General features: G+C 42.5%; 12 protein-coding genes. 7 read left to right on the top strand and 5 right to left on the bottom strand.

The window, feature by feature from the left end:
- Positions 1-30: 30 nt before the first annotated feature.
- Complete coding sequence (locus H6G96_RS06970) at positions 31-885, bottom strand: sulfurtransferase (protein ID WP_190910772.1); 855 nt, start codon at positions 883-885, stop codon at positions 31-33.
- A gap of 46 nt (positions 886-931) precedes the next feature.
- Positions 932-1,351, bottom strand: coding sequence for a DUF6220 domain-containing protein (locus tag H6G96_RS06965; protein WP_190910771.1), 420 nt, complete (start codon positions 1,349-1,351; stop codon positions 932-934).
- A gap of 113 nt (positions 1,352-1,464) precedes the next feature.
- Between H6G96_RS06965 and H6G96_RS06960 the strand changes: the two genes are divergently transcribed.
- Complete coding sequence (locus tag H6G96_RS06960; RefSeq protein WP_190910770.1) at positions 1,465-2,130, top strand: LuxR C-terminal-related transcriptional regulator; 666 nt, start codon at positions 1,465-1,467, stop codon at positions 2,128-2,130.
- A 217-nt stretch (positions 2,131-2,347) separates the two neighbouring features.
- On the opposite strand, the gene H6G96_RS06955 is transcribed toward H6G96_RS06960, so the two are convergent.
- Complete coding sequence (locus H6G96_RS06955; protein WP_190910769.1) at positions 2,348-4,060, bottom strand: GGDEF domain-containing phosphodiesterase; 1,713 nt, start codon at positions 4,058-4,060, stop codon at positions 2,348-2,350.
- Between the two features lie 642 nt (positions 4,061-4,702).
- On the opposite strand from H6G96_RS06955, the gene H6G96_RS06950 reads away from it, so the two are divergent.
- Entirely contained in the window at positions 4,703-5,374 is a 672-nt protein-coding gene (locus tag H6G96_RS06950) for a SnoaL-like polyketide cyclase (RefSeq protein ID WP_190910768.1), read from the top strand.
- A 246-nt stretch (positions 5,375-5,620) separates the two neighbouring features.
- Here H6G96_RS06950 and H6G96_RS06945 read toward each other — a convergent pair whose 3' ends face one another.
- Positions 5,621-6,322 carry a phosphorylase gene (locus tag H6G96_RS06945; protein WP_190910767.1) on the bottom strand — a complete coding sequence of 234 codons (702 nt, stop codon included), beginning with the start codon at positions 6,320-6,322 and terminating at the stop codon, positions 5,621-5,623.
- Between the two features lie 234 nt (positions 6,323-6,556).
- Here H6G96_RS06945 and H6G96_RS06940 point away from each other — a divergent pair, with 234 nt between their 5' ends.
- Genes H6G96_RS06940 through hpnH form a run of 3 tightly spaced genes read left to right on the top strand, consistent with a single transcriptional unit; the run spans position 6,557 to position 11,347 of the window.
- Positions 6,557-9,247 carry an efflux RND transporter permease subunit gene (locus tag H6G96_RS06940; RefSeq protein WP_190910766.1) on the top strand — a complete coding sequence of 897 codons (2,691 nt, stop codon included), beginning with the start codon at positions 6,557-6,559 and terminating at the stop codon, positions 9,245-9,247.
- Entirely contained in the window at positions 9,247-10,293 is a 1,047-nt protein-coding gene (hpnA, locus tag H6G96_RS06935; protein WP_190910765.1) for a hopanoid-associated sugar epimerase, read from the top strand. The genes H6G96_RS06940 and hpnA overlap by 1 nt, the downstream gene beginning before the upstream one ends.
- A gap of 34 nt (positions 10,294-10,327) precedes the next feature.
- Positions 10,328-11,347, top strand: coding sequence for an adenosyl-hopene transferase HpnH (gene hpnH / locus H6G96_RS06930; protein ID WP_190910764.1), 1,020 nt, complete (start codon positions 10,328-10,330; stop codon positions 11,345-11,347).
- A gap of 170 nt (positions 11,348-11,517) precedes the next feature.
- On the opposite strand, the gene H6G96_RS06925 is transcribed toward hpnH, so the two are convergent.
- Positions 11,518-12,222: a class I SAM-dependent methyltransferase gene (locus H6G96_RS06925; RefSeq protein WP_190910763.1), complete on the bottom strand. Its 705-nt coding sequence runs from the start codon at positions 12,220-12,222 to the stop codon at positions 11,518-11,520.
- A 915-nt stretch (positions 12,223-13,137) separates the two neighbouring features.
- On the opposite strand from H6G96_RS06925, the gene H6G96_RS06920 reads away from it, so the two are divergent.
- A complete protein-coding gene (locus H6G96_RS06920; RefSeq protein WP_190910762.1) occupies positions 13,138-13,659 on the top strand; it encodes a phycocyanin subunit beta in 522 nt (173 codons plus the stop codon).
- Positions 13,660-13,742: 83 nt separating this feature from the next.
- Positions 13,743-14,231, top strand: coding sequence for a phycocyanin subunit alpha (gene cpcA, locus H6G96_RS06915; RefSeq protein ID WP_094349677.1), 489 nt, complete (start codon positions 13,743-13,745; stop codon positions 14,229-14,231).
- The last annotated feature ends 2 nt before the right edge of the window (positions 14,232-14,233 follow it).

The raw sequence follows: 14,233 nt of genomic DNA, 5'->3' as shown, positions 1-14,233 counted from the left end.
TAATATTGAGATCATGCCAAGTAACTCTCACTACCTCTCTATAGTTACATCAGGCAGGCGGCTCCACTCATTCCAAGAGCCATCGTAATTCCGAACATTCGGATAACCTAATAAATACTTCAAGACAAACCAGATATATCCAGAACGCGCACCGATAGTACAGTAAGGAAACACTTCCTTATCAGCCGTAATGCCCTTACTGTTATAAAGATTTTTCAATTCGTCGAATGATTTAAAAGTGCCATCCTCATTGAGAGTTAAAATATGCTCAAGATGCACTGCACCCGGAATATGACCAGTAAGCTGACCTTCTTTTGGTGGCTGATCGAAAAACCACTCACCACAGTATTCTTGAATTGTTCGGACATCCAATAACACGCGTTGGCGTAGCCCGTCGTAGACATCGCTTCTACCAATTGATGCCTGAACTTCATTATGTAATACTCGCAGATGAGCATGAGTAGCTGTGGCACGGTAATCAGTAGGAGGAAACGTGGATAATTCAGTTGCTAGCGGACGATTTTCTGACTTCCATTTCTGGTAGCCACCATTGAGAACTTTTACATTTTTATGCCCAAAGACTTGGAAAAACCAGAAAATCCAGGCTCCAGTTCCAGGATAACTGCCATAGGCAATCACTGTGGTGTCATTGGTGATGCCTGAGCGTGCCATCAGTCTCTCAAAAGCTCGCGCATCCCAATTCATCTTAAAATCGGGTAATAGTAAGTCTGTAAAGATGTTCCAGAAAACAGCATCAGGTATGTGAGCATTTTTGTACGGCTTTGGGCTGATATCCACTTCAATAATGCGGACATTTGGATCGTTGAGATGATCTGCCAGCCACTGGGTATCAACAAGAACGGATGGATGAGCGTACTGAGACATTTATATTTCTCCTGTAATAGCGTTAAAAGAATTGAAAGTTACAGATTTAGCCTTGGTTGTGGTTGGGAAATACGATCTGCGATGTCCGATGAACTAAGGTTGTGGAAATAGAGAATAAGGAAAAACCGATGAGTGGGTGGAAGACTGCCAAAGGAAAAGAAGTCTTCAAGTGAATTGTGAGAAATTGCAGTCCCAGCAGCGCTGGAATAACTGCTGTCAGGCGCTGGACTCTTGAAGGAAACGGCATCAAAAACACCCAAATCAACAAAATTAGTGAGAGTCCGCTATATCCTCGCACCAGCCAAATGTGTAGGTTCCACCAATCAGAGTTGTAAAAGTAAGCCAGTCCAACACTGAGTACTTGGATTGCTAAACAGAGATTGAAAAACACTACTGCGATAAAAAAACTGATTTGAATCCAGCGCCCGGACATCTGTGTATCATCAATGCCAGAATTTAAAGTCATGGTTAAGTAATCCCAAAAAAGCAGACAAGAGAAAATACTTGATGTGACTAAAGCTAAGATAGGTCTGGTTGCTATACTGCGCCTAGACCTCGAAAGGGTACAAATTGCCAATCATGATTGCCTTACAAGCTCTATTTCATGCAATTGCTCAAGCTGAAGATGAACAGACATTGCGATCGCACATATCCGCAGAAATGAGTGAATATTTTTCAGCTACACGAGGTGGGCTGTTTTTCTTTGCTCAAATTCCTCTAGTTAATAGCAAGCTCCAAAAAGCATTGCAAATTGCATTATCACCCCAACATAATCCAGTTGCACGCTACTTGCTAGAACACCATGCCCCTGTTCATGAAGCTTTAGTAGTAGAACCTAAGACGTGGAGGTTGATTTGTCCTCGCGCTGATCACTGGCACGTTATGGCAGGGCCAATTGTCAGCAATGGTCAGTTAGTGGGCGCGGTAGGTTTTACCCGTGAGCAAGGGATGGATGTATTCAACTCACAAAATCTCACAGATTTGAGTGCGCTTTGTCTACACATTTCTACTTGGGTGACAATGGCGCGAGCGCAACACCCATTACTATTACAGACAGAGCGTTTAACGCCTCGTGAAGTGCAAATTGCTGACTTGGTAGCTCAAGGACAAACCAATGCAGAAATTAGTGCTGAACTTTGGATTACTGAAAACTCTGTCAAACAAGCCTTAAAAAGGATGTTTCGCAAGCTTGAGGTTTCATCTCGGACTCAGATGGTTGCAAAGCTTTCCACAGTTTCAAAATAGGTATTGCTGAATCAACAGATGGTTTTTGTGGGGTGAGCATCCTGTTATTGATGTCAAGTTAAGAAAATACAAATCTTGTCAAATGGTTAGTTGTATGAAGATCGAGGATTTCGCAGACAATAGGCGATCGCAAATAAACTAGTAAAACTTCTGGCCCAATTTTGGTTTTTTGTGTGGAAGCCTTGCTACCACACGTTGTAATGGCTTAGGCATCCACCTATGCTGCAATTATCTCCATCTGCCGAGAACTTTTCTGCAACATCGAGGCAATTATATCAGCAGGGACAGGACGACTGAAGTAGAAACCCTGACCTTCATCACATCCACGCATTTGCAGGTATTCAAGCTGTTCTTGAGTTTCCACACCCTCTGCCGTGATTTTTAACCGGAGGCTCTTTGCTAAGGCAATAATCGCATCAGTGACGGCGGCGCTATCAGCATTAGACATGACATCTTGTACAAATGAGCGATCAATTTTGAGCATATCCACAGGAAAACGCTTCAAATAGTTCAGCGAGGAATATCCTGTGCCGAAATCGTCTAGAGCCAAGCATATACCGAGTTTTTGTAATTCTTTTAAGGTTTTAAATGAACGCTCAATGTCAGCCATCAAGAAGCTTTCTGTCACTTCCAGTTCTAGGTAAGATGCTTTAAGTCCAGTCTCCTCAAGAATTTGATTGACGATCTCAACCAGATACGGTTGTTCAAACTGTCGAGATGACAGATTCACAGATATCCGAATTGGGGTAAATCCAGCCAGCTGCCAAGCACGGGTTTGGGCACAAGCAGTTCGCAAAACCCATTCACCAATTGGTACGATCGCACCATTGGCTTCTGCGATCGGAATAAACTTTGCTGGAGAAATCAAACCTAATGTAGGATGTTGCCAGCGAACTAATGCTTCCATAGCTGTAACTTGTCCGCTATGTAAATCAATCAGAGGTTGATAATAAACCAGCATTTCGTTGCGCTCAAGCGCCCCATGTAATTCATTTTCTAAGGTCAGTCGCTCCTGTAACTGAGCATTAATTTCCGGCGAATAAAATTGGTATTGACTACGTCCTTGCTGCTTGGCTTGATAAAGTGCTATGTGAGCCTGTTGCAAAAGTTGATCTACGCTATTACGATCATTTAGGTCATTAATTGTAATACCAATGCTGGCGGTTATACGAATCGAGTTACCCTCTATAGAGAAGGGTTTGCTCAAGGTACTCAACAGCACTTGAGATAGCTTAATTAAACTTTCAAAAGAATGAATGTCGATTCGGGCAAGAGCAAATTCATCTCCGCTCAAATGGGCCAGAATATCTGTTTGCGTTGTGCAGGTTGATAACCTTTGGGCAACTGCTCTTAACAACAAATTTGTTGTCTCATGCTCCAATCCATGACTCATCCCAGTGAAATCATCAATACTTAGCAAAAAGACAGCTACAAGGTGCTGGTTGTTTTCAGGTTGGGATAGAATCTGATGGAGGCGATCGCGGAATAAATCACGATTAGGTAATCCAGTTAAATCATCATAATTAGTGATGTACTTAATTAACTCATCTAATTTGTAAAGAGTTTGTGAGGTATCTGCCATCAATGTACCTGCTTCATCAGCATATTCTGTAGGCAATTGGGGTAGTGTTTTGGTGTTCAGATAATTTTGTAATGTAGCAGATGTGAAAATGACCGGTTTGAGGAGATGGTTTAGTGCATAGAGGGTGACAGCCGTACCTGCTAACGTCGCCAACAGAGCAATTATCATAACTTGCGTTGCCATCCCCAAAGAATAAGAGTTTGAGATGACGAAACTCAAGAGTAAAGTCAAAAGTGGTACATGAGTGCCCAAAAATGCCACCAACATAATTTTAGCGGTGTAACTTTTTTTGAGCCATCTGAAATTAGCTAGGAACGAGTAGAGGTAGAGCTTGTGATTGAGCTTCATAAATAATATTTGATAATTGGCTAATTAGTTCCGAGCTATCCTGACAAAAAAGCATTTTTAATTAGCAATTTAGTGGAATTAGCTCTCATGTAACCCAACCCTGATCAGGTTATATATTATGTTTCCCAATTTCCTTTTCTAGTTAATATATATAATGATAAAGTTTATGTAAAAATTAGTTTATAATTAACCTCAGCATTAATACGTAAATGAATTGATTGTTATTCTATTAATATTTATTAGTTTGTTTTCATGTGATATCAAAGCAAATATTAGATTCAAACTTAAATTTTGAAAGCATACTGAGGTTCAAAACCAGTTTTTGGCCCTTCTTTATTCCCTTTTTATGATAAATCAGGGTTAAGCTTCAAGCTTGAATAAGCCTGATTTTGTGCAGCCTCTTAGATAATTGGCATTATTTAGATTTGTGCAAAAACCCAATAAAATTGGCTTACAGCAGATTCCAAGTTGGTGAGGTACAGATTATTGTAGGGGCACAATATGTTGTGCCCCTACCCATGTACTTCATTTAGCTGAAAAACGCTGTAATTATAAATATTTTTTAATTTTATATATTTTTTGATTGACTTGTATCCATAAAACTTTATTCTGAGAAACGATGTTTATAGCCAATCAACTTGTATGAGTAGCGAAAAAACTACAGAATTGCCACTCTGGGTACAAGATAGAGATATAGTCATTGCTCATGATGAAGAAGTACAGTGGCGAGAAGGAAAACGCCCGGATTATTCTTACACCAATGAATTTCTTCATCAAGAGAGTAAATTTCAGCATCCAGAAGGTTCTTTAGAAGCGATCGCACAAAACTTAGTCCGAAATTTTGAGATGGAAGCTTCTAATAAAGCTAATCCTCAACAGTGGCTTTCGATTGTTACTGATAAGTTTAAAATGAGTACTAATGGAGGACAACAATACACTGCTCAGGATGTCGCAGTCGAAGGTACTTATAATCTCTTCCTGGGTGAGAGTGAGCAGTATAGCTCTGAAATAGAAACTTTTGAATCTTCATTTCAGGTTTTTCATAATGCTTTTCCTAATGGCTTTCTTTGGGAATTAACAGAAGTTCTTTCAGGACCACCTAATGTTACTTTTAAGTGGCGACACTGGGGAACATTTAATGGTTCCTATAAAGACTATGCACCCACAGGGGAAACCATAGAAATTGTAGGAATTAGTATTGCTCGTGTGAGTGATGATTTGAAAATTGAGTCTTTAGAGCATTATTTTGATAATAATGTCTTTCTCCAGAAATTAACGGCAGGGGGTTGTCCCTTCCATTCCCAAAATCAGTAGCCTTGAAATCTGCCTCCGCAGGTTACCAAAGAATACAGTTCAGTTAAGGCTAAAGCTTTTTGTCAAGGTTAGTTTTTTTTACTAACCACAGAGGCGCAGAGAACACAGAGAGAAGAAATAAATGCTTAACTGAACTGTATTGGGTTAGGAAATCCTTGATTTTGTGTTAGTCCACGTAGGTGGACTTTCTTTGTATAGTAGCGACTAGAAGTCCCCTAAGACTTGTGCCATTATTTTTGCAACAAATTATTCCAATCTATAGCCAGAAAAAAGGCGATTTGTAACTTGCTCTAACACCTTTAGTGCTGTTAATGAACCTCGAATCAGCCGAGTTGCAGCAAGAGGCTGTCGAAGCATTCCTATCGCTAAAGGGAAAGGCTTTAAAGAGCCATCAGAGTCAATTGCTGATGTAAGATCGGGAATATTATGCTGACAATCGTCACTAACTACTCGCAGCATCGCGACTGCAACTCCAGCAGCATTGAAAAACTCTAAGGCGGTAAATCCTTCCATATCAACAACATCAGCTCCCAAAGTCTCACCCAAATGACGTTTTTCAGTAGCAGACCAAATTACGCGATCGCTTGTCATTGACTTGACTAATGAGGCTTGTTCTGATATATCAGAGTGTAATTGTGATGTGAAAGTGCGATCGCATTCTTGCCGTTCCCCAAGGTAAACACAATCTTGATACAGCACAATATCACCAACTGTATAGCGATCGCTCAAGCTACCACAGATACCCATAATCAGTACCCTAGATTTTGGAGGCAGAAATTGTCCATTTCCTTGAGATTGTTGCAGGTATTTGAGTAAAGGCTTCATTCCAACAGGTATGGCTACTACCGTTGGGATAGAACCAGTAATGCCGCTTAATCCGCGACAGACAGCTTTATATTCTGCTCCTTGAGGTACCAGAATTGTGTTGTTGGGCAAAAAATTAGGCACTAGCCCCCTCGACAGTTTCAAGTTTGCGTTTGGTTATAAATAGGCGATCACGGCATAATTCTTTATGCTCAACAGAACCAAGTTTCATTTTTCAAGTTCAATGTATTAAAAATTTTGCCACATCTGAGTGACAATAACTAATATTGCCGTTTGCTGGTAACCAAAACTCGCAAACGAAGGTGATTGCTGTAGCATGACTAAATAATTGTGTCACCCACACGATAATTTTCTAAGATGGTTAAGCTTCGTAACTCAAAATCCGCACGAGAACTGTTCAATATTTCCAAATTGGCGATTCAATTTTCGTGGCTGACGGTGAGTTTTTGGATTGCCGTAACGGTAGCTGGTGTTCTGGCTTTCAGTTCCCTCAAGTATGCCTTGTTTCCAGATATTACATTTCCAGTAGTGGTTGTAAATGCTACAGCCCCTCTGACAACTGCTCTGGATACCGAGGCGAAGCTCACCCAACCTTTGGAAGAACGCCTCCGCTCCTTAGAAGGACTGGAGAATATTCGCTCATCCACGTATCCTAGTCAAACAGCAGTTGCCCTTTCTTTTGCTGTTGGGACAAATTTAGAAACATCGACTAGAGAAGTTGAAACTGCGCTCAAGCAGCTGACTTTGCCTCAAGGAGCGACTTCTAAAATTATTCCTTTGAATTTAAATGAGTCAGCCGCCATTAGTTATGCCATTGAGAGTCCCACCCGGAATCTCACAGATTTGACAAAGTTGGCACAAGATCAGATTGTGAGTGCGATCGCTAAACTACCAGGAGTCCTGAAAGTCTCTCTGTTGGGTGGTGCTACTGCAACTCCTCCCCTAAATCCATCGAATGCAAGTGCCGCTGTCCCCCAAGCAGGGGCGACATTAGTCCGGTTTAATGGGCAAGATGCACTCGCATTCCAGGTAATCAAACGCGGTAGTGCTAACACCTTGGAAGTGGTGAGTCTAGTTGAAAAAGAAGTCCAAAGGCTACGCTCCACCCTCAAGGATGTCAACCTCACTTTAGCTGCTACCCAAGCAGAATATATCCGTCAAGCCACTCAGTCAACCATCGATGCTTTGTTAGAAGCAGTTTTGTTGTCCATTGTGGTCATTTTTCCTTTTTTATGGAATTGGCGGGCAACTCTCATCTCAGCCCTGGCGATTCCGACATCTTTGTTGGCAACGTTTATTGTCATGGCAATTTTTGGCTTCAACCTAGAAACCATTACGTTGCTGGCTTTAGCCTTAGTTATCGGCAGTGTAATCGATGATGCGATCATCGATGTTGAAAACATCATGCGGCACATCGAAGAAGGGGAAACTCCTCGGCAAGCCGCCTTTTCAGCTACAGATGAAATTGGCTTAACAGTCATCGCCACCACTGCTACAGCAGTAGCGGTTTTTTTACCCATTGGTTTGATGGGTGGAGTAATTGGGCAGTTCTTTAAGCCGTTCGGAATTACAGTTTCAGCAGCCATGATTGCTTCGACATTGGTTGCCCGTACATTATCACCAGCCTTGGCTACCTACTGGTTAAAACCTGCTACTTCAACTCCCCAACGCCGTCAGGGAGTAAACACTTGGGGGAATTTTACCCAATTTTACAGAAACTTACTCCACTGGTCTTTAAACCACCGCAAGACAGTCATCGCCTTAGCTATACTCAGCTTTGTTGCAGGTATGGCACTGAGTCTATTCATTCCTAAAGGGTTTATTCCTAAATTAGATCGCGGCGAGTTCAATATTACTTATACCGCCCCCTTACCAAAAATCCCTGAGCAATTTTTACAGCAACAAGCAGGAATTTCTCCCTTATCTCCCTCATTTCCCTCATCTCAATTTTCCATCCCCAACCCTTTGAATGATTCTCTAGAGGTTGCCAAGAAACTAGAAGATGTCGTGAGAAAATCTCCAGTAGTGGAAACGGTATTTACTACTGTTGGTTCTCGTGAAGGTGAACCAAATAAAGGTACTCTCTATGTGAAGCTTAAGGAAGACCGCAATATCAAAACTGCGGAAGTACAAGACCGATTACGCTCGTCTTTGCCGAATCTCCCTGGTGTGAGTACTAGTGTGGAAGATATTCAATTTGTTGACACTGGTGGACAAAAACCTTTACAGGTGTCACTACGAGGTGATAACCTCCAAAGCCTCAGCAAAGCTGCCAAGGCAATTAAAGAGCGAATTGAAAAACTACCAGGATTTGCTGATGTTACTGTGACAAGTGAAACTAATCCACAGGGTACAGTTTTTCAAATTGAGCGGCTCAACAATCAAAGAGTTGCCTATATCAGTGCCAATCTGGGCAAGGATTTGTCCTTGGGTAGTGCTACAGACCAATTAGTAGCAGAAGCAAAAACAGTGTTACCTGCTGGTGTAACTTTAGACTTGGGTGGAGATTCTGCCCGCCAGGGTGAAGTATTTAGTAGTTTTGGTACTACTTTGCTTTTATCAACCCTGTGCATTGTCGTGGTACTGATTTTGCTGTTCAAAAGCTGGATAGACCCAGTAGTTATTGGTGTTTCTTTGCCCTTGTCAATTGTCGGTGCCATGTTGGCTTTACTCTTGACCAAGAGTGACTTTGGCATGATCTCCCTGATTGGCTTTGTGTTCTTGTTGGGACTAGCAAACAAAAATGCCATCTTACTGGTAGATTACATCAACCAACTCCGCAAATCTGGCTTAGACCGTACAGAGGCGATTCTCAGGGCGGGGCCAGTGCGCCTTAGACCAATTATGATGACGACCGCTTCCACACTTTTAGGGATGTTACCGATCGCATTGGGTTTTGGTGCTGGTTCGGAATTGCGATCGCCTATGGCTGTAGCGATCGCTGGTGGACTCGTAACTTCGACTATCCTTAGTTTGATTGTAGTGCCGGTAGTCTACGCCATTTTGGATGATTGGTTTCCCCGATTTCAAACGAGGGAGAGAAGTTAATGCAAGTTTTTGTCACCGGGGGTACAGGCTTTATTGGTGCCCACTTAGTACGGTTGTTGCTGCAACAGGGTTACACAGTCAAAGCCCTAGTACGCTCAAGCAGCAATTTGGAGAATCTACGCGGTTTGGAGGTGGAAATTGTCAAAGGCGATTTGAATGATCCCAATCTCTGGCAACAGATGAGAGGTTGTCAATATCTATTTCATGTAGCAGCTCATTATTCCCTGTGGCAAACAGATCGGGAGCTACTGCACCATAACAATGTTCTGGGTACGCGCAATGTGTTGGCAGCAGCCCGCAAAGCTGGCATTGAGCGCACCGTTTATACTAGTTCAGTAGCGGCAATTGGGGTAGGATCATCTGGTCAAGTCGTCGATGAAACACATCAGAGTCCCTTAGAAAAGTTGGTGGGTAACTACAAAAAGTCTAAGTTTCTCGCTGAACAAGAAGCTATGCAAGCCGTTGCTACAGGTCAGGAGGTAGTTATAGTCAATCCCAGCAGCCCGATTGGCTCGTTGGATATCAAACCTACCCCGACGGGTGATATAATTCTGCGGTTTTTGCGGCGGCAAATGCCCTTTTATTTAGATACTGGTCTGAATTTTATCGATGTGCGGGATGTGGCATGGGGGCATTTACTGGCTTTGCAACGGGGTAAATCAGGCGATCGCTATATCTTAGGTCACCAAAACCTAAGTTTCAAGGAACTACTCGAACAACTCGCCGATATCACAGGTTTGATAGCACCTCAAAGAACAGTACCCGCTTGGCTCCCTCTTAGTGTTGCCTGGGTCGATGAAAAGATTCTCGCACCCTTGGGTAAATCGCCCTCAGTGCCATTGGATGGCGTTCGAATGGCGAAACAACCTATGTATTACAATGCCGCTAAGGCTGTACGAGAGTTGGGTCTACCTCAATCTCCGCTAAAGGTGGCACTTAAAGATGCTGTGGATTGGTTTGTTGCTCAGGGGTATGTCAACCCCTCAGGGGAATTCAAAATTCAAAATTCAAAATTAAAGACCCCACCAGATAAATCTTGGGATTGAGAAGGGGTGTTTTTACCAACAGAGGAGTTATAGAATGGCAGTTAATCTACAACAAGCTATAGATATTGGGAAGTATTTGGTTACTCAACGTCTCTTAGGACGTAAACGCTTCCCATTAGTATTGATGTTGGAACCCCTTTTTCGGTGTAATTTAGCTTGTACTGGTTGTGGTAAGATACAACATCCAAAGGAAATTTTAAAGCAAAACCTCACCCCAGAACAGTGCTTTACCGCAGTGGAAGAGTGTGGCGCACCGGTCGTCTCAATTCCTGGGGGAGAACCTCTTCTACATCCCCAAATTGATGAAATTGTTCAAGGATTAATTGAGCGCAAGAAATATATTTACTTGTGTACCAATGGTTTGTTGTTAGAAAAGAGCCTGGATAAGTTTCAACCTTCTCCTTACCTGACTTTCAGCGTCCATTTAGATGGAATGCGTGAGTTGCACGATCAATGCGTCGATCGCAAAGGTGTTTTTGATATTGCTGTCAAAGCTATTCGCGCCGCTAAAGCTAAAGGGTTTCGTGTAACAACTAACACTACTATCTTTGAGGGGACTAAACCCAAAGATATGCAAGAGTTCTTCGACTTTCTGGACACACTAAATACTGACGGAATGATGATTTCTCCCGGCTACAGTTACGAGTGGGCACCAGATCAAGATCATTTTCTCCACCGTGAACAAACACGCGCCCTCTTTCGGCAAATTTTGGCTCCATACAAAGCTGGTGAAAAAAACTGGAACTTTAATCACAATCCGTTGTTCTTAGATTTTCTCACTGGTGAGAAGGACTACGAATGCACGCCTTGGGGTAGTCCTAGTTATAGCGTTCTTGGTTGGCAAAAACCTTGCTATCTGTTGAACGAAGGTTATTATTCCACCTTCAAAGAATTACTGGCACAAACTGACTGGAGCCAATATGGCCGGAAGAGTGGTAATCCCAAGTGTGCCGATTGTATGGTTCACTGCGGTTACGAACCTACTGCCGCAATGGATGCAATGCAACCGCAAAATATGGCGCGTGCCCTTGGTAGTGTGTTTGGCAGGGGCTAATAAGTAAGCTGGGGGACAGGAGGAAAGAGGGTTTCCGCTTTTTGCACAGATGTAGTAACTGTAACTAATTAGCCGGACATGACATAACACATCCTGTTGGCATGGCACTTTAGAGAATTAATATAGAAACATCGCTCATGAGTATCAAAAACTCATCCGCGAACTATTCATTACCCTTTGAATGCCATCCAACCACCTACCCACAGCCCAGTGTAAAAGCGAATGACATGGCTAAAACCTGCTTGCTGAAGTAGTTCTAAAGTTTTCGCTTCTGAGAGTGGATAAACCCCGTTATTGAAGTTTTCCAGGAGTTGTTTGTGCCTATCTATAGGAAATCCCGTTTCTTTCCAATAGGCATGAAGTGTAGCAATAGTTTGCTCTAATTCAGGACTTCCTTTTGTACCAAAAACATCAACCAAAATAAACAGTGCCGATGTTTTTAAACGTTGAGCAATGCTTTGAAGGAAAGTAAGTTTACTATCTTCATCTGGGATAAAGTGCATTACTAAAATGCTAGTGCCTGCATCGTAGACTGGGGTATTCGGTAAATCTTGAACATATCCTTGAATGAGTTTAATACGTTGCGATAGTTGATGTTGAGCTATTTTTTGTTGTGCGATCGCCAGCATCTTTGCTGAAGGATCAACACCCAAAAACTGCCACTGGGGATTACCTTGCCCCAAGCGAACTAACTCCATCCCTCCACCAGCACCGACAACTAATAAATTTGCTGTTTCCGATAAATAGGAGCGCAAAGAAGCCAGCACAAAAGTATGCATTACTTCATAACCGGGCAATGCGAGGCGTGCCATTTGCTCATATTCATCTGCTGCAACAGGTGAATTAGTATCGAAATCGATGATTTGCTGTGACATGCTTTTCTAACTCTGTTTCATCTAAAACATTCTATTACTTTACAAATAACGCTTCCATCTCTGTATAGAGTTTGAAGGCACGAGTTATCATCCTCCAAGTGCATTTTTCTTTGGAGAGGATTTTATTGTTTAAGTCAGGCATAAGTGACCACGCGATCGCTAGCCTATAGAACATAGAATTAAATGTGGATAGTTCACCCTAAAGTTATTTCTTGTAGCCTATTTTGGTAGGTTTTATGGCGTTGCAGAATAGTGGGATGATTTAGCAACTTCCAAAATTCTCCCCCTGCTTGCCCTAATTCATCCCACTATTCTGCAACACTGGCTTCATTTATACTGCGTTGCAAATCTAGAGCTTCGGCGATGCTAATAATAATGCTAAGTCTGCAATTGCATGGTTCACTGCGGCTATAAACCCACGGCTGCAATGCAACCGCACATATAGCACGTGACCTTGGCAGGAACTAGAAAGTAGTCAATAATACACAATTAAATATACGATGCCTGCGGTGGGCTACGCCTACGCACCCTTAAAGGGATTTCCCAAAAACAAATTATCCCATATTTTGGGTTGAAGAGAAGTCAATAAGGAAAAGACATAATACTGTAAAGTTATGTAAACGAAATTAACAAACATAACAATAATTTGTAATAAATAATGACCCGGCAGCATTGTATAAAGATAACTTGGAAGGGAAAAACAACATCTTAATCAGGTTTTCCAGTAGTTTACAGAAGTTTGAAGTTTTTTAACAAAAGTTTTAATCTGAAAGCCTGGAGATTGTAAACTTATTCCGTGGATGTCTGTTTTGAACCTTTCGTAACTCGTCAGGCAGTGCTGACATCAAAAAAGCTGAACCATTCAGTTTTGAGTCCAAATTATTCTTAAGCAAACAAATTAGGAGATTTAAGGCAATGGTTTTAGATGCATTTGCAAAAGTAGTCACCCAAGCTGATGCCCGTGGTGAATATCTCAGTGCTGCTCAGTTGGATGCCCTATCTGCCATGATTAAAGATGGCAACAAGCGTGCAGATACCGTAAACCGGATTACCAGCAACTCTTCAGCAATTGTTGCCAATGCAGCTCGCGCTCTGTTTGCAGAACAACCCCAGTTGATTGCTCCTGGTGGTAATGCTTACACCAACCGTAGAAATGCTGCTTGCTTGCGTGACATGGAAATCATCTTACGCTATGTAACCTATGCAATCTTTGCTGGTGATGCAAGTGTATTAGATGATCGTTGTTTGAACGGTCTGCGCGAAACCTACTTGGCTCTAGGAACTCCTGGTGCTTCTGTAGCAGTTGGTGTGCAAAAAATGAAAGACGCAGCTTTGGCTCTTGTTAACGACCCCAATGGTATCACCAGAGGCGATTGCAGCGCTATATCCTCTGAAGTTGCTAGCTACTTTGATCGTGCAGCCGCAGCAGTAAGCTAAACCCGGTCAAGACTATTCACTGACAACTGTCAGTTAGACAAAACAAATTTCAACAAAATTGTAAATAGGGAGATACTAAACCGATGAAGACACCTCTTACCGAAGCAGTTGCAGCAGCAGATTCTCAAGGCCGCTTTCTCTCCAGCACCGAAATTCAAACCGCTTTTGGTCGTTTCCGCCAAGCTCCAGCTAGCTTAGAAGCAGCAAAAGCTTTGAGCGCCAATGCTCAACGTTTGACAGAAGGCGCAGCTCAAGCGGTGTACAACAAGTTCCCTTACACCACTCAACAACAAGGCCCTAACTTCGCTTCTACCAACACTGGTAAAGAAAAGTGTGCGCGTGACATCGGCTACTACCTGCGGATCGTTACCTATTCCTTGGTTGTCGGTGGTACGGGCCCCTTGGATGACTTCTTGATTTCTGGTTTGGCTGAAATCAACCGCACCTTTGATCTATCTCCCAGCTGGTACGTTGAAGCTCTCAAGTACATCAAGGCTAACCACGGTCTAAGTGGCGACCCTGCTGTAGAAGCTAATTCCTACATCGACTACGCAATTAACGCTCTAAGCTAAAG

It is taken from the genome of Nostoc sp. FACHB-892, from assembly GCF_014698795.1.
Lineage (GTDB): Bacteria > Cyanobacteriota > Cyanobacteriia > Cyanobacteriales > Nostocaceae > Nostoc.
This window is presented reverse-complemented; position numbering and strand designations above follow the sequence as displayed.

Coding starts and splice junctions, on each gene's coding strand:
- H6G96_RS06970 (WP_190910772.1), bottom strand. CDS start 885: ATGTCTCAGTACGCTCATCCATCCGTTCTTGTTGATACCCAGTGGCTG.
- H6G96_RS06965 (WP_190910771.1), bottom strand. CDS start 1,351: ATGACTTTAAATTCTGGCATTGATGATACACAGATGTCCGGGCGCTGG.
- H6G96_RS06960 (WP_190910770.1), top strand. CDS start 1,465: ATGATTGCCTTACAAGCTCTATTTCATGCAATTGCTCAAGCTGAAGAT.
- H6G96_RS06955 (WP_190910769.1), bottom strand. CDS start 4,060: ATGAAGCTCAATCACAAGCTCTACCTCTACTCGTTCCTAGCTAATTTC.
- H6G96_RS06950 (WP_190910768.1), top strand. CDS start 4,703: ATGAGTAGCGAAAAAACTACAGAATTGCCACTCTGGGTACAAGATAGA.
- H6G96_RS06940 (WP_190910766.1), top strand. CDS start 6,557: ATGGTTAAGCTTCGTAACTCAAAATCCGCACGAGAACTGTTCAATATT.
- hpnA (WP_190910765.1), top strand. CDS start 9,247: ATGCAAGTTTTTGTCACCGGGGGTACAGGCTTTATTGGTGCCCACTTA.
- hpnH (WP_190910764.1), top strand. CDS start 10,328: ATGGCAGTTAATCTACAACAAGCTATAGATATTGGGAAGTATTTGGTT.
- H6G96_RS06925 (WP_190910763.1), bottom strand. CDS start 12,222: ATGTCACAGCAAATCATCGATTTCGATACTAATTCACCTGTTGCAGCA.
- H6G96_RS06920 (WP_190910762.1), top strand. CDS start 13,138: ATGGTTTTAGATGCATTTGCAAAAGTAGTCACCCAAGCTGATGCCCGT.
- cpcA (WP_094349677.1), top strand. CDS start 13,743: ATGAAGACACCTCTTACCGAAGCAGTTGCAGCAGCAGATTCTCAAGGC.